The sequence below is a fragment of the Clostridium sediminicola genome, assembly GCF_050402865.1.
Lineage (GTDB): Bacteria > Bacillota > Clostridia > Clostridiales > Clostridiaceae > Clostridium_AF > Clostridium_AF sediminicola.
The window spans coordinates 21,726-36,300 of sequence record NZ_BAABMF010000018.1 but is presented as its reverse complement, the minus strand read 5'-3'; the positions used below and the strand labels follow the sequence as shown (position 1 = coordinate 36,300).

The 14,575-nt window shown below is 31.3% G+C and carries 16 protein-coding genes; all 16 read left to right on the top strand.

Features of this window, described 5'->3' with window-relative positions; translation table 11 throughout:
* The first annotated feature begins 15 nt into the window (after window positions 1-15).
* The 16 genes from arcC (at window position 16) to ACQ3F0_RS21160 (ending at window position 14,411) form a co-directional block, all read left to right on the top strand.
* Window positions 16-945, top strand: a complete 930-nt coding sequence (gene arcC / locus ACQ3F0_RS21235) for a carbamate kinase (protein ID WP_428867731.1) — start codon at window positions 16-18, stop codon at window positions 943-945.
* A gap of 222 nt (window positions 946-1,167) precedes the next feature.
* Window positions 1,168-1,821, top strand: coding sequence for a Crp/Fnr family transcriptional regulator (locus ACQ3F0_RS21230; protein ID WP_428867730.1), 654 nt, complete (start codon window positions 1,168-1,170; stop codon window positions 1,819-1,821).
* A gap of 240 nt (window positions 1,822-2,061) precedes the next feature.
* A complete protein-coding gene (gene yqeB / locus ACQ3F0_RS21225; protein WP_428867729.1) occupies window positions 2,062-2,889 on the top strand; it encodes a selenium-dependent molybdenum cofactor biosynthesis protein YqeB in 828 nt (275 codons plus the stop codon).
* Between the two features lie 122 nt (window positions 2,890-3,011).
* Window positions 3,012-3,389, top strand: a complete 378-nt coding sequence (locus ACQ3F0_RS21220) for an iron-sulfur cluster assembly scaffold protein (RefSeq protein ID WP_428867728.1) — start codon at window positions 3,012-3,014, stop codon at window positions 3,387-3,389.
* A gap of 30 nt (window positions 3,390-3,419) precedes the next feature.
* Complete coding sequence (locus ACQ3F0_RS21215; protein ID WP_428867727.1) at window positions 3,420-4,229, top strand: XdhC family protein; 810 nt, start codon at window positions 3,420-3,422, stop codon at window positions 4,227-4,229.
* A 67-nt stretch (window positions 4,230-4,296) separates the two neighbouring features.
* Window positions 4,297-5,319, top strand: coding sequence for a molybdopterin-binding protein (locus tag ACQ3F0_RS21210; RefSeq protein WP_428867726.1), 1,023 nt, complete (start codon window positions 4,297-4,299; stop codon window positions 5,317-5,319).
* A gap of 5 nt (window positions 5,320-5,324) precedes the next feature.
* On the top strand, window positions 5,325-5,813 hold the full coding sequence (gene moaC, locus ACQ3F0_RS21205) for a cyclic pyranopterin monophosphate synthase MoaC (RefSeq protein ID WP_428867725.1): 489 nt from the start codon (window positions 5,325-5,327) through the stop codon (window positions 5,811-5,813).
* Window positions 5,803-6,582, top strand: coding sequence for an ABC transporter permease (locus tag ACQ3F0_RS21200; RefSeq protein ID WP_428867724.1), 780 nt, complete (start codon window positions 5,803-5,805; stop codon window positions 6,580-6,582). The genes moaC and ACQ3F0_RS21200 overlap by 11 nt, the downstream gene beginning before the upstream one ends.
* 11 nt (window positions 6,583-6,593) lie before the next feature.
* Window positions 6,594-7,685, top strand: a complete 1,092-nt coding sequence (locus ACQ3F0_RS21195) for an ABC transporter ATP-binding protein (RefSeq protein ID WP_428867723.1) — start codon at window positions 6,594-6,596, stop codon at window positions 7,683-7,685.
* A 2-nt stretch (window positions 7,686-7,687) separates the two neighbouring features.
* On the top strand, window positions 7,688-8,674 hold the full coding sequence (gene moaA, locus ACQ3F0_RS21190; RefSeq protein ID WP_428867722.1) for a GTP 3',8-cyclase MoaA: 987 nt from the start codon (window positions 7,688-7,690) through the stop codon (window positions 8,672-8,674).
* 15 nt (window positions 8,675-8,689) lie between these two features.
* Window positions 8,690-9,127 (top strand): MOSC domain-containing protein, encoded by a 438-nt coding sequence (locus ACQ3F0_RS21185; RefSeq protein ID WP_428867721.1) that lies wholly within the window; start codon window positions 8,690-8,692, stop codon window positions 9,125-9,127.
* Entirely contained in the window at window positions 9,108-9,416 is a 309-nt protein-coding gene (locus ACQ3F0_RS21180) for a molybdate ABC transporter substrate-binding protein (RefSeq protein WP_428867720.1), read from the top strand. The genes ACQ3F0_RS21185 and ACQ3F0_RS21180 overlap by 20 nt, the downstream gene beginning before the upstream one ends.
* Before the next feature lie 5 nt (window positions 9,417-9,421).
* A complete protein-coding gene (modA, locus tag ACQ3F0_RS21175) occupies window positions 9,422-9,907 on the top strand; it encodes a molybdate ABC transporter substrate-binding protein (protein ID WP_428867719.1) in 486 nt (161 codons plus the stop codon).
* A gap of 124 nt (window positions 9,908-10,031) precedes the next feature.
* Window positions 10,032-10,505 carry a (2Fe-2S)-binding protein gene (locus tag ACQ3F0_RS21170; protein WP_428867718.1) on the top strand — a complete coding sequence of 158 codons (474 nt, stop codon included), beginning with the start codon at window positions 10,032-10,034 and terminating at the stop codon, window positions 10,503-10,505.
* A gap of 40 nt (window positions 10,506-10,545) precedes the next feature.
* Entirely contained in the window at window positions 10,546-12,813 is a 2,268-nt protein-coding gene (locus tag ACQ3F0_RS21165) for a xanthine dehydrogenase family protein molybdopterin-binding subunit (protein ID WP_428867717.1), read from the top strand.
* A 254-nt stretch (window positions 12,814-13,067) separates the two neighbouring features.
* Window positions 13,068-14,411 carry a uracil-xanthine permease family protein gene (locus ACQ3F0_RS21160; RefSeq protein ID WP_428867716.1) on the top strand — a complete coding sequence of 448 codons (1,344 nt, stop codon included), beginning with the start codon at window positions 13,068-13,070 and terminating at the stop codon, window positions 14,409-14,411.
* Window positions 14,412-14,575 lie beyond the last annotated feature (164 nt).

Here is a 14,575-nt window from a genome sequence, read left to right as displayed (position 1 = left end):
ATAGGGGGAATGTAAGTGAAGAAGAAAATTGTAATTGCGTTAGGTGGAAATGCTCTAGGGAAAAATCTTTATGAGCAAATGGAGGCTGTTAAAAATACAGCTAAAGCAATTGTTGATTTAATAGAAGAAGGCCATGAGGTTATAATTTCTCATGGTAATGGACCACAAGTAGGACTTATAAACTTAGCTATGGAGGAACAATATAAAAATGGAGGAAACAGTTCTAGAACTCCAATGTCTGTATGTGTTGCAATGAGCCAAGGTTATATAGGTTATGACTTGCAAAGTTTAATTAGAGAGGAGTTACTTAATCGTAATATAAATAAACCAGTAGCAACTATAATAACACAAGTTACTGTTGACGGAAATGATAGAGCATTCAAAAATCCTACTAAGCCTATTGGAAGTTTCATGAGTAAAGAAGAAGCAGATAAGTTGATAGCTAAAGGGGAAAATGTAGTTGAAGATTCAGGACGTGGATATCGTAGAGTAGTAGCATCGCCTAAACCTGTATCTATAGTAGAAATAGATACTATTAAGACCCTAGTAGATGCAGGGCAAGTAGTAATAGCTTGCGGTGGTGGTGGAATTCCTGTAACAGAGGAAGGGAATCACCTAAAAGGAGTAAGTGCTGTTATAGATAAGGATTTTGCTAGTGCTCAATTAGCGAAATTGGTAGATGCAGATTGTTTAATTATATTAACAGCAGTTGAAAAAGTAGCAATAAACTTTGGTAAAGATAATGAAGAATGGTTGTGTGATATATCTTTAGAACAAGCTGAAGAATATGTAAAACAGGGACATTTTGCACCAGGTTCTATGTTGCCAAAAGTTCAAGCTGCTATGGAATTCGCATCTTCTCAAGAGAATAGATATGCACTTATTACTTTACTTGAAAAAGCTAAAGAGGGCATAGCTGGAAATACTGGTACTGTAATAAGATAGAATTATTTTTATTCTCCATATATACTAGAATTAGATTTTTTTATGTATTTTAAGATTTTGTGTGGAGGTATAGAAATCTTACTTCAAAAATCTGTAAATGTAGTATTTAAGAGTTTATATATTGTAAATTTTGTTGAAAATATATTAAAAAATAGTATAATTAGGATAAGGGAGTAAATATTTTTACACAAAATTTTTTATTAAATTACTAGGAGAGCTGTTATGAAAAACGAAAGATATTTTTTGTATGGAAATCATGATTGTTCTGAAAAGATGATAGAAATAATACATAAGAATAGTGCAGAAGTAAGGTACAAAAAAGGTGACACCATTTTAGAATATGGAGAAGAAACTGAATATCTTAATTTTATTAAAGAAGGAAAGGTTTTTCTTATAACAAGTCATTTGAATGGTGAGGAACGTATAGTAGGAATACTAGAAAAAGATAAAATATTTGATTGTACTTCATTTATTCTGAATACAAAAACAAAGTTTACGGCCGTTGCAAAAAAAAATGTAGTTATATACAGAATGAACAAGAAAATATTTAATAAACTGATGGATGAGAGTATAGATTTTAGGAATGAAATACTCATATATATGTCTAGTGTAACATTTAAGTTAAGTGAATTGATAGATGACATTCATTTTTCGGATTGCAAAAAGAGGATATATAATCTTTTATATGGTTCTAGAATAGATGATAATGATAATGAATGGATAGAATTAAAATATAAATACACTCATTATGATATAGCAAGAATTGTAGGTTCTTCTAGAGTTACAGTTTCAAAGATGATTCATGAGTTATGTGATGAGGATTTAATTAGAACTGTTAATAGAAAACTGCAAGTTAAAAATAAGAAATATATATAATTGGTTATACATAAGTGTATAATTTTAGAAGCATTAAATTTGGAGACAAGTTTAATGCTTTTTTTATAGCATATTAATTTTAAATACTTATATTGTAAACTATACAAACATGTAATCTATGTTACATGTTTGTATACGTTAACATTTAATTGACTTAGTTTACGAAGAAAAGGTTTAGAGGTAGTGTTAAATAAAAGGAAGTATTAGCTCTAAAAATAATTGGTGAGAGGAAGGAATATTATGTTTTCTAAATATACAGTAATTATTAAAAGTGGTGGTGATTTAGCTACTGCAGTTGCTCATAAATTATTTAGTGTTGGTTTTTCGGTGATTATTACAGAATTAGATAATCCTATGATGGTAAGACGTACAGTATCTTTTGCAAATTGTGTATATGAAAAGGAATGGAAAGTTGAAGGAGTAACAGCAGTATTAGCTCATAATACTCAAGATGTGAAAAAAATATTAGGACAAGGAAAGATTCCTGTAGTTATTGATGCTAAATGTAGTATTTCTCAAGAATTAAAACCAACTGTAATTATAGATGGGATTTTGGCTAAGAAAAATCGTGGCACAAAAATAACAGATGCACCTATTGTAATTGGATTAGGTCCTGGATTTACAGCAGGTGAAGATGTAGATATGGTTATTGAAACACAAAGAGGACATAAATTAGGAAAAATAATTTGTAAAGGGCAGGCTATTGCTAATACTGGAATACCAGGGAATATAATGGGATATACATCTCAAAGAGTATTAAGATCATCTTGTAAAGGTATAGTGAAAAATTTTGTAGATATAGGGAGTAATGTTGAAACTGGACAAACTATTTGTTCTGTAGACGGAGAGGATGTTGTAGCGGAGATTAGAGGAATTGTTCGTGGCTTGATTCATGATGGGTTATTTGTAAAAAATAAGGAGAAGTTAGGAGATATTGACCCTAGAGGAGAAAAAGAATATTGTTATATTATTAGTGAAAAAGGAAGAAATATAGCAGGAGGGACATTGGAAGCTATTCTAGTTGAACTTAATAAAAGATATTGTTTAAAAGTTGAAAATAGAGAGTAATATTCTTTTTTATAGAAAGAATTACGGGAGATTCAACTTTAATAGATATTTTTTTAACTATCGTTATTTGAAATAAAGTATAATGGAAAATTATTATATAATTGATAAATGGAGGAATGAGTATGTATACAGATATAGTAATGGAACATTTTAGAAATCCACAAAATGTTGGTACAATAGAAAATCCTGATGGAATAGGAGGGGTAGGAGATCCTGATTGTGGAGATTACCTGAAAATATATCTTAGAGTAGTTAATGGAGTTATAGAGGATATTAAATTTAAAGTTCATGGATGTGGTGCAGCTATTGCTTCTAGTAGTATGACTACTGTTTTGGCAAAAGGAAAACCTGTTATGGATGCATATACTATTTCAGCAAAAGATATTGTGAAATCACTTGGAGGATTACCAGAGGAAAAAATACATTGTTCTGTATTAGGTGCAACAGCATTAAAAAAAGCAATTGTTGATTATGCACAGAATATTACAAAGAATGAATAAAACTATAAATAATGAAATGGAGAAACTGTAATGGAAATTCATTTAGTAAAAAAACTTTCTCAATCATTAGAGGAAAATAAAGATGTTGCATTAGTTACAATTACTAATGTTCATGGGTCTAGTCCGCGTGGAAAAGGAAGTATGATGCTGGTAGATAAGGATGGGGATTTATTAGAAGGAACTATTGGTGGGGGAGCAGTAGAAGAAAAGGCAAAGTCTGATGCAGCGGAATGTATAAAAAGAGGTATATCAAAATCAATATATTATGTATTAGATCAAGACAAAGGATCAGATTCGTTACAGATGGCTTGTGGAGGGGATATAGATATTTTTGTTAAAGTTTTTCATAGTAGTGAACAGCTTATAATTGTTGGAGCAGGACATATAGCTGTTAAACTAAGTAAGGTAGCAGGTATATTAGGGTATAAAATAACAATAATAGATGATAGAAAGGAATTTGCTACAAGAGAACGATTCCCTGAAGCCCAAGAGATAATGGTGGGAGACGTTGGAGAAAATTTAAGAAAATGTAGCATTGAAGAAAAAACAAATATAGTGATTGTTACTCATGGACATAATGATGATCAGATAGCTTTAGAAGCTGTTATTGATTCAAAATCAAGATATATTGGTATGATTGGAAGTTTTAAAAAAGTAAAAGAATCTTTCAAAGCATTAGAAGATAAAGGATTTTCACAAGAAAAGATAAATAAAGTACATGCACCTATAGGTATTGATATAGGTGGAGAAAAACCAGAAGAAATTGCACTATCAATTATGGCGGAGATTCAAGCAGTGGAGTATGGAAAAATTGGACAAATAAAATCTTTATACTTATAAATTTCAGAAAATAGATGAATTTATATATAAACACAACAGTGTTGTGAGGACAAAGAAGGAGGTTTATATGAAAAAAATAAGAGTACAAGATGCAATAGGGTCAATATTGTGTCATGATATAACACAGATTATTCCGGGAGAAATAAAAGATAGAGCTTTCAAAAAAGGCTATATTATAAGAGAAGAAGATGTTAAAGTTTTACTTTCATTAGGAAAAGACCATATTTATGTATGGGAACATCAAGAAGGAACTTTACATGAAAATGAAGCAGCAGAAAGACTTAAAAACTTGTCAGCAGGAAAAGGGATGAATTTTAGTGAAGTAAAAGAGGGAAAAATCTCTTTTATAGCAGAGCACGATGGCCTTTTGAAAATAAACACAGATTTACTTATGAAGATAAATTCTTTAGATGAAATAATTATTGCAACTAGACATAATAATTATCCAGTAAAAAAAGGGGAAAAGCTGGCGGCAACTAGAGTGATTCCATTAGTAATAGATGAAGAAAAAATAATTGAAGCTGAAAAAATTGCTGAGGGTAAAACTATTGTAGAGGTTATGCCATATCGTAAACTAAAGGTCGGAATTGTTACAACAGGAAATGAAGTTTATTATGGAAGAATTAAAGATGCTTTTGGGCCTATTATTAGAAAAAAAGTAGAAAAATATAATTGCGATGTTATTGAACAAAAGATTGTATATGATGATAGTGATATGATTGCACAAGCTATAGAGGAACTAATTGAAAAAGGTGCAGAGATGATTACTTGTACAGGTGGAATGTCAGTAGATCCTGATGATGTAACCCCTATTGGTATCAAGAAGACAGGTGCAAAAATTATATCTTATGGAGCACCAGTACTTCCAGGGGCAATGTTTTTGCTTTCCTATAGAGGGGGAATACCTATCTTGGGTTTACCAGGATGTGTTATGTATGCAAAAAGTACTGTTTTTGATTTAGTTCTACCTAGAGTTCTGGCAGGGGATAAAATTACTAAGAAGGATCTTGCAGCTTATGGACATGGTGGACTTTGCTTAGAATGTAGAGTATGTACATATCCAGAATGTAGTTTTGGAAAAGGGTGGTAAGAGTTATGATTGAAAAACAAAAGCTAAACCATTTTGACAAAGAGGGTAAGGCGATTATGGTGGATATTAGCGAAAAAAAAGATACGGTGAGAGTTGCAATAGCCAGAGGAAAAGTAAGGATGTCTGCTGAGACATTGGAGTTGATACAAAATGGCGAAATGGGAAAAGGAGATGTTTTAGGAGTGGCTAGAGTTGCGGCAATTATGGCTACTAAAAAAACTCATGAATTGATTCCTATGAGTCACCAACTTATGATTACAGGAAGTTCCATTCAATTTGAGATTAATAAAGAAAAAAAACTAATAGAAATTGAAGCTATTACTAAGACAACAGGAAAAACAGGGATTGAAATGGAAGCGTTAACAGCAGTATCTATAGCTGGACTTACTATATATGATATGTGTAAAGCAGTAGATAAAAAAATGGTTATAGGGGAAATACATTTGGTGAAAAAAACAGGCGGAAAAAGTGGTACATTTATTCATGAAAGATAATACAAAAGGAAATAAACTCTTATATTTTTCCTATGGAGTATGCGCTTTTTTTCTTGGAATACCTATAATTTCTTTGTTTTTATCTCCTTGGGTAAAAGCAGTAAAATCTTTAGGAGATACTTTGGTTATTCATGCAATTCTTATAAGTTTTAAAAGTACATTTTGTTCTTTAATAATTATACTTTTGTTTGGGTTACCTACTGCATATGTTATGGCAAGGTGTTCTTTCTCCGGGAAGAGATTTTTAGAGCCAATATTTGATTTACCATTAGTACTTCCTCCAGCTGTAGCAGGATTGTTGCTTTTAATAACTTTTGGAAGAAAGGGAATAATAGGCAAGTATCTTTATTTTTTAGGAATGCAGATTCCATTTTCATTTATAGCTGTTGTAATGGCTCAAATTTTTGGATCTGCTTCTATTTTTATAAAATCAGCAAAAAACGGGTTTCAGCAAGTGGACAAAGATTTAGAAATAACAGCGGCTACTTTGGGAGATACACCATGGCAGGTTTTTAAAAGAGTAACATTACCCTTGTCATGGAATGGAATTTTGACTGGAGCAGTTATGGCTTGGGCTAGGTCTTTGGCAGAGTTTGGAGCTACAATTATGTTTGCAGGAAATCTACTTGGAAAAACACAAACGCTGCCATTGGCAATTTATACAGCTATGGAAAAAGATATGAATCTTTCTATGGCTATTGCAGTAGTACTAGTAGTAATTTCTTTAGGAATTTTAGTATTATTAAAAGAAATTTCGATTAAAAGTTAGGGGTGACCTCTATGCTTAGCATAAATATTTCAAAAAGATGGAAAGGTTTCTGTTTGAATGTCGATTTTGTTTTGCAAAAAGGAGAAATTATAACAGTATTAGGTTCCTCTGGATGCGGTAAGTCAACATTACTTAATTTGATTGCAGGTGTAGTTGCTCCTGATAGTGGAAAAATTACTTTTGATGAAGAAATAATTTATTGTGACAATGAAAAAAATTCACCTATATATAAACGAAATATTGGGTATATTCAGCAAAAAAGCAATCTGTTTCCTCACATGAACGTGATAGACAATATATGTTATGGAGTAAAAGGGGAAGTAAACAAATCAAAGTTAAAAGAACTCTTGAATATTTCAGGTATTATGCATATACAGAATAAAAAAACTTATGAAATATCAGGAGGACAGCAACAAAGAGTATCTATTGCAAGAGCTTTGATGACAAAGCCTAAAATCTTATTGTTAGATGAACCTTTTAGTGCATTAGATAATAGAAGAAGAAGAAAATTAAGAGAATTATTACTAGATATCAAAGAAGAGCTTGGAATACCTATGATTTTTGTAACTCATGATTTAGAAGAAGCCTATGCCCTGGGAGATAAGGTTGCTGTTATGAATAATGGAAAATTTTTGCAATTAGGTTCTAGAGAAGATGTATTTAGAACCCCAAAGAATATAAAAACTGCAAAATTCGTAGGAATGAGCAATATAATATGGGGAGAAGTAGTGGATAAAAACACTGTTTTATTCAAAGGTGTTTTTTTAAAAATACCTTCTATGAATTATAAACAAGGAAAAAAAATTGCATTAGGCATTCGTCCGGAAGAAATTATTTTTATTAAAGAAGAAGAAATAACAAAGGAAAATGAAAATAGTATTTTTAATGGAGTGGTAAATAAAGAAATTTGTGGAATTGAAAGTTGCAGATTAGAAATAGCATTAGATAAAACTTCATCTAAATTGGAAATGTCACTACCAAATTATATTTATCAAGAAGAGCACATAGGTGTTGGAGATAAAATAAGAGTATTTATAAAAAATAGTAGAATAACTTGTTTAAGTGATAAAGGTTACATAAAGAATGGCAGAAAGGAGAATTAATTATGATTGATACCTATGGACGAAAAATAGAGTATCTGAGAATATCTGTAACAGATAGATGTAATTTAAGATGTATCTATTGTATGCCAGAAAATGGAGTAGACCTACTTTCTCACAATGAAATACTAACTTTTGAAGAAATAATAAGAGTTGCAAAAACTTCTGCAAAATTAGGTATTAATAAGATTCGTATTACTGGAGGAGAACCATTAGCTCGTAGAGGAGTTATAAAACTAATAAAAAATATAAAATCAATACCGGGAATAGAAGAAGTGAGTATGACAACAAATGGGATATTTCTGGAAAAGTATATAGATGACCTTGCAGATTCAGGTCTTGACAGAATAAACATTAGTTTGGATACATTAAACAAAGAAAGGTATAAAATTATAACTCGTAATGGAAATCTAGGGAAGGTGTTAAATGGAATACACCTTGCTTTTGAAAAAGGAATTATGCCAATTAAATTAAATGTAGTAATTATAAAAGAAATGAATTATTCAGAAATAATAAATTTTGTGGAATTATCAGAAGAGTTGCCTATAGATATAAGATTTATTGAATTGATGCCAATAGGAGAGGGAAAAAACTTTACATCTGTATCTAATGATGAAATAAAAGAGGAAATTTTTAAATATAGGACATTAGTTCCTTATGTACACAAAAAAAGTTCTGGGCCAGCTACTTATTTTAAAACACCTAATAGCAAAGGAAGTATTGGATTTATAAGTGCTATGAGCCATGAATTTTGTGATAAATGCAATCGCATACGACTTACAGCAGATGGTTTTTTAAAACTTTGTTTGCATTTTAATACTGGAATTGATTTAAAAAAATATTTAAGAAATGGTGTGGAAGATACAGAACTTTTGCAAATTATTTCAGAGGCAGTAAAACAAAAGCCTATTAGGCATAAAATGAATAATAGATTTCAGTCTGAGACAGATTTAGAGTTGGATAAAAGAAATATGTTTCAAATTGGTGGATAAGAAGGGATGAGAAAAATGGGGAAAATACTAGCAGTTTGTATTAGTGAGAAGAAAGGTATTCAAAAGAAGAATGTTTATGAAGCGGTGTTATTAGAAAATCATGGGATAAAAGGAGATGCACATGCTGGAGAGTGGCATAGACAGGTAAGTTTACTTTCTTATGAAAAGATTGATGCATTCAAAAAAAGAGGGGTAGATGTTACAGATGGCGATTTTGGAGAAAATATCATTGTAGAAGGAATAGATCTTGCAAAGCTTCCAGTAGGAACAAAATTAAAAACGAAAGAAATAGAGTTAGAAGTAACTCAAATAGGTAAAAAATGTCATGCACATTGTGAGATTTATAAAGTGGTGGGAGATTGTATTATGCCAAGGGAAGGAATATTCACACGTGTCTTAAAAGGAGGAAAAATTAAAGGTGGTGATGAGATTTATGTGGTCTCAGAACAATAAAAGAGTTTTAAAAAAATATATTTTATTGTCAATTTTGATAGTTAATCTGTTGGGGTTTAGTGGATGTGGTAATGAAAAGGATACCATAAGTGTTTTTGCAGCAGCTTCACTTACTGAAAGTATGGAGGAAATAAAAGAAGTATTTGAAAAAGAAAATCCAAATATAGAGATACAATTAAATCTAGATAGTTCAAGTCGTTTGAGAACACAGATTGAACAAGGTACAGAAGTTGATTTATATCTATCAGCAAATCAAAAGCACTATGATGCTTTAAATCAAAAAAAATAATCGCAATGGGCACAAACTTTATATCTAATTCATTAGTTATAATCCTTCCAAAAGACAATCCAGCCGGAATTGAGCAACCAGAAGATTTAGTGAATAAATGTAAATTAGTTACTGCACAAAAAGAAGTTCCAGTAGGAAGCTATACACTAGAAATTTTAGAGGCTTATGATAAAAGTCTTGGAAATAAGTATAAAGAAAAAGTATTAAAAAATCTTGTATCAGAAGAAAATAATGTGAAGCAAGTACTATCAAAAGTTGTGTTAGGAGAAGCAGATGCAGCATTTGTATATGGTTCAGATGTAACAGAGAATAATAAAGATAAACTAAAAGTAATTCAAATTCCTCCACAATATAATGTAAAAGCTGATTATTGGATGGGAAGTATAAAAGGTTCAGAAAATAATGAAATAGTACAGGCTTTTTATAATATGGTCATAGGAGAAGAAGGGATTAAAATCTTTCAAAAATACGGATTCAATAAAACTCAATAAATCAATTGTAACCAATACAAAAATGTAATATATATTACATTTTTGTATTGGTTTACATTTAATTGGTTTAATTTCTCTAGAGAGAATTTTCTGATAATATTGAATCAAAGGAGGTGTTGTAGTTTTGGATTATTTAAAACTAAATGTAAACGGAGAATTATATGAAATAGACAAAAAATATGAAAAGGAAACATTGTTATTTGTATTAAGAAATGTTTTAAGATTAACTGGAACTAAAAAAGGGTGTGGAACCAATGACTGCGGTGCTTGCAGAGTTATAATGAACGGAAAACCAGTAAACTCATGTGTTGTACCCATGAGAAAAGCAAACGGAAGTGAAGTTATTACTATAGAAGGAATAAGTAAAGGTAATGGTATACATCCTATCCAAGAAGCTTATGTTGAAGCTGGAGCTGTACAATGTGGATTTTGTACTCCTGGTATGGTTATGTCAACAAAAGCACTACTAGATGAAAATCCTAAGGCTACTGAAGAAGAAATTAGAGAAGCTCTTGCAGGAAATATATGTAGATGTACAGGATATGAAAAAATTGTTGATGCAGTAAAATTAGCACAGGATAAATTAGATGAAAATTAATTTTATTGTTTCAATGAATTTGATTTAAAGGGGTGTGAATATGAATAGAAAAGAAGGCTATAAATATGTTGGCGAAAATTATCCTATGCAAGATGCTATTGACAAAGTAAGAGGTAAAGCTAAATATACAACTGATATTAAATTAGATGGTATGGTATATGCTAAAATGATATATAGTACAATAGGGCATGGAGAAATTTTATCCATGGATACTAGCGAGGCGGAAAAAATGGAAGGTGTTTTACATGTTGCTACACCTTTTAATTCTCCAAAAAAGAAGTTTAATACAGGATATCGTTTTAAAGGACATAAAGGTATGGACTTTGATGAAATGATTTTTAATGATAAAGTTAGATTTTATGGTGATAGAATAGGGGCAGTTGTAGCAACAAGTGAAGCAATTGCAGCCAAAGCATTAAAACTAATAAAAATAGAATATAAAGAATATGATGTGGTTATCGATCCTAAAGAAGCATTAAAAGAAGATGCTCCTAAGATACACGAAAAAGGTAATTTATTAGGTAATGTTGTAGCAAAAGTAGGAGATACTGAAAAAGGATTTGAAGAAGCAGAGTATATATTTGAACATGAATACAAAACACCAATGGTACATCATTATGCTATGGAACCACATTCTGCATTAGCAGATTGGGATGGTAAAAATCTTACAATATGGACTTGTGCACAAAATATATATGCATACAGAGTAATACTTTCTGAATCTTTAGGTATTCCTATGAATAGAATAAGAATAATAAAACCAGTTGTAGGAGGCGGTTTCGGAGGAAAGAATGAAGCTGTATTAGAACCAGCTGCAGCTCATCTTGCTATTGTTGTAGGTAGACCTGTAATGATGGAACAAACAAGAAATGAATGTATGGTTTCAAGTAGAACTAGACATGCAGCAATAGTTAAAGTTAAAACAGGGCATAAGGAAGATGGGACACTTACTACTATACAGTATGATGCTATGCTTAATGCAGGTGGATATGCTACTACTACCTTAAATGTATTAGGTGGTATGAGTGCTAAATGTATGATGCTTTATTCTGCTCAAAATGTAACTTTTGAAGGAACAGGAGTTTATACTAATTCACCTATGGGAGGTGCAATGAGAGGGTATGGATCTCCTCAAGTATTAACACCATTAGAAATGCATATGGAAGAAGTAGCAAAAGAATTGAATATAGACCCAGTAAAGTTTAAATTAGATAACTTGGCAAGACCATATGGAAAACACCCTAGAGGAGGAACATTTGGAAATGCAAGAGTAGTTGATTGTCTTAATAAAGGGTTAGAATTATTTGATTGGGAAAATAAAAAGAAAAATGTAAAAAGTGAAGGTAATATAAAAAGAGGTATAGGATTTTCAACAGGTGTTCATGGAAACGGAATGTTCCCAAAACACATAGATTGTACAACTATAGAAATTAAAATGACAGAAGATGGTAAGTTTATCTTGTTCACAGGAAATCAAGACATTGGACAAGGCATAGGACAAGCATTGTTAATAATAGCAGGTGAAGTATTAGGTGTAGAGCCTAATTCGATAGAATTAGTGGAATCTGATACAAAAATAACACCTTTCGATTTAGGTACTTTCTCAAGTCGTGGTACTTGGGTAAGTGGTAGAGCTGCTAAGGTTGCTGCTGAGAAGATGAGAGAAAAAATAATTGAAGTTGCAAGTCAAATGTTAGAAATACCTAAAGAAGATGTGAAGATTGGGTACGAGTATGCTTATTCTGCTAAAGATGAAAACAAAAATGTTTCTTTTGAAGAAATAGCAATATATGCTCAACAAGAAATCTGCATAGGAGAGTTAAAAGTTTGTAATACACATTATTCTGATTGTAATACAGGTTCATATGCTGCAGACTTTGCAGAAGTTGAAGTTGATATTACAACAGGAAAGGTTAAAGTAGTTGAATTTGTTGCAGTTCACGATGTGGGAAAAGCAATAAATCCACTAATGGTAGAAGGTCAGATTGAAGGTGGAATACAAATGGGGTTAGGCTATGGACTAACTGAAGAACTTGTATTAGATCCTGACACGGGTAAAGTTAAGAATGCTCATACAAAGAAATATCCAATATTTAGAGCAAACCAGATGCCAAAAATTAAAGTTGGATTAGTCGAAGAAGGGGCAGAACCAGGACCTTATGGAGCTAAGAGTATAGGAGAAATAGCAACTGTACCAGTAGCAGCTGCAGTAATAAGCGCTGTAAATAACGCATTAGGAACTAATATGAGAGAAATACCAGCAACTCCTGAAAGAGTACTTAAAGCAATAGAAGAACAAAGTAAATAAATATAAGAATGAAAAGAAATAATAAATTCAATGAACTTTAGTTTAAGTAGATAAATGTTATAATTAGGATGTATGATATTTAAAAACAACTATATTTTACATCCTAACAACCTATTATATTTAACATAAATTATGAGTTAACATGTTAAAAATTAAGAATAGAATTACATAATTTGAGTGCTAATAAAATAAATACCTTAGTATAAGTATAATTTGAATTGATTGAATTTTCGAAAAAAGGGAGAGATAGTATTATGAGTAAACAAGCTAAGTATGGATTAACAGATATGCCACCAGTAAAAGAAGCGGTAGCTTTGAGTTTACAACATGTTATCTTATTTATTGCAGCAACGGTAGCAGTTCCTTTGATAGTTGGTGGAGCAATAGGTTTTGATAAAATGGGTATAACATTTTTATTACAATGTTCTCTTTTTACAGCAGGTATTGGTACAATGATACAGTCTTTTGGAGTAGGACCAGTAGGTAATAGATTGCCAATAATTATGGGAGCTACATTTATTTTTGTAGGACCATGTATTGCACTATCAAATGAATATGGATATGCTTCTTTTCTTGGAGCAAGTTTAGTTTGTGGATTAATAGTTGGATTTGTAGGGCCAGCGAGTATTAAAGTATTAAGAAAGATTTTTCCAACATTTATTACAGGAGCAACAGTTGCAGTTATAGGTATATCTTTGATGGTAGTTGGAATTAAGTACTCAGCAGGTGGGGTAGGTTCACCTACTTATGGACAATGGCAAAACTATGCTTTAGCCGGTTTAACTTTAGTAGTAATTATTATTTTTAATAGATTTGGTAAAGGATTCTTTAAGGCTGCTTCAGTATTAATGGGGATGTTGTTTAGCTTTATTATAGCTACAGCTTTAGGAATGGTTGATTTTAGTAGTGTTGCAAATGCATCTTGGGTAAGCATACCTCAACCTTTCAAATATGGTCTTGAGTTTAAATTGACTCCTATACTAATTGTAGGTATTTGCTATATAGTAGCGGTAGTTGAATTTATTGGCGATACAACAGGTTGTGCAATGATGGCGGCTAATAGACAACCAACACAAGAAGAATATTCAAAAGGAATTTCTTGTGATGGTTTTTCAAGTGCTATAGCAGCAATGTTTAACTTCATACCAGCAGTTTCATATAGTGGTAATATAGGACTTATAGGTGTAACAGGTGTTGCAAGTAGATATGTAGTTGGAATAGCTGGTATTTTTATTACAGTTTTAGGACTTGTACCTAAATTAAGTGCTATCTTGACTTTGATTCCAACAAGTATTATAGGCGGTGCTACAATAGTTATATTTGGAATGATTGCAACTACAGGAATAAAAATCATAAATGAGGGAGATTTAAATGAAAGAAATACACTAATATTAGCTATTTCATTAGCGGTAGGATTAGGATTTAAATTTACTCCTGGTGCATTAGAGGCATATCCATTCTATGTAGCTGTTTTATTAGAAGGTATTCCTGGAACAGCAATTACTGGAGCTATATTAAATTTAATTTTACCAAAACAGAAGGAAAAGTCTGTTACTGAAGTAGAAGATGCTAAAGTTTCTGTAAATGTTGCAGAATAATTAATGTAAAATATTAAACTTATAATTTGTTTTTATATATCAATAAAGCACAAACCGCTCAAAAGTGATTTGTGCTTTTATTACGCGCTCTATTTAGGGAAACGGATAAGTGTATCTTTATAAAGCATAATTGAAAATTTTATTGAATTTTAAAGAAGGCGCTA

Excerpts from the sequence above, each read along its gene's own strand:
- ACQ3F0_RS21230 (WP_428867730.1), top strand. The coding sequence starts at position 1,168 with ATGAAAAACGAAAGATATTTTTTGTATGGAAATCATGATTGTTCTGAA.
- yqeB (WP_428867729.1), top strand. The coding sequence starts at position 2,062 with ATGTTTTCTAAATATACAGTAATTATTAAAAGTGGTGGTGATTTAGCT.
- ACQ3F0_RS21220 (WP_428867728.1), top strand. The coding sequence starts at position 3,012 with ATGTATACAGATATAGTAATGGAACATTTTAGAAATCCACAAAATGTT.
- ACQ3F0_RS21215 (WP_428867727.1), top strand. The coding sequence starts at position 3,420 with ATGGAAATTCATTTAGTAAAAAAACTTTCTCAATCATTAGAGGAAAAT.
- ACQ3F0_RS21210 (WP_428867726.1), top strand. The coding sequence starts at position 4,297 with ATGAAAAAAATAAGAGTACAAGATGCAATAGGGTCAATATTGTGTCAT.
- moaC (WP_428867725.1), top strand. The coding sequence starts at position 5,325 with ATGATTGAAAAACAAAAGCTAAACCATTTTGACAAAGAGGGTAAGGCG.
- ACQ3F0_RS21200 (WP_428867724.1), top strand. The coding sequence starts at position 5,803 with ATGAAAGATAATACAAAAGGAAATAAACTCTTATATTTTTCCTATGGA.
- ACQ3F0_RS21195 (WP_428867723.1), top strand. The coding sequence starts at position 6,594 with ATGCTTAGCATAAATATTTCAAAAAGATGGAAAGGTTTCTGTTTGAAT.
- moaA (WP_428867722.1), top strand. The coding sequence starts at position 7,688 with ATGATTGATACCTATGGACGAAAAATAGAGTATCTGAGAATATCTGTA.
- ACQ3F0_RS21185 (WP_428867721.1), top strand. The coding sequence starts at position 8,690 with ATGGGGAAAATACTAGCAGTTTGTATTAGTGAGAAGAAAGGTATTCAA.
- ACQ3F0_RS21180 (WP_428867720.1), top strand. The coding sequence starts at position 9,108 with ATGTGGTCTCAGAACAATAAAAGAGTTTTAAAAAAATATATTTTATTG.
- modA (WP_428867719.1), top strand. The coding sequence starts at position 9,422 with ATGGGCACAAACTTTATATCTAATTCATTAGTTATAATCCTTCCAAAA.
- ACQ3F0_RS21165 (WP_428867717.1), top strand. The coding sequence starts at position 10,546 with ATGAATAGAAAAGAAGGCTATAAATATGTTGGCGAAAATTATCCTATG.
- ACQ3F0_RS21160 (WP_428867716.1), top strand. The coding sequence starts at position 13,068 with ATGAGTAAACAAGCTAAGTATGGATTAACAGATATGCCACCAGTAAAA.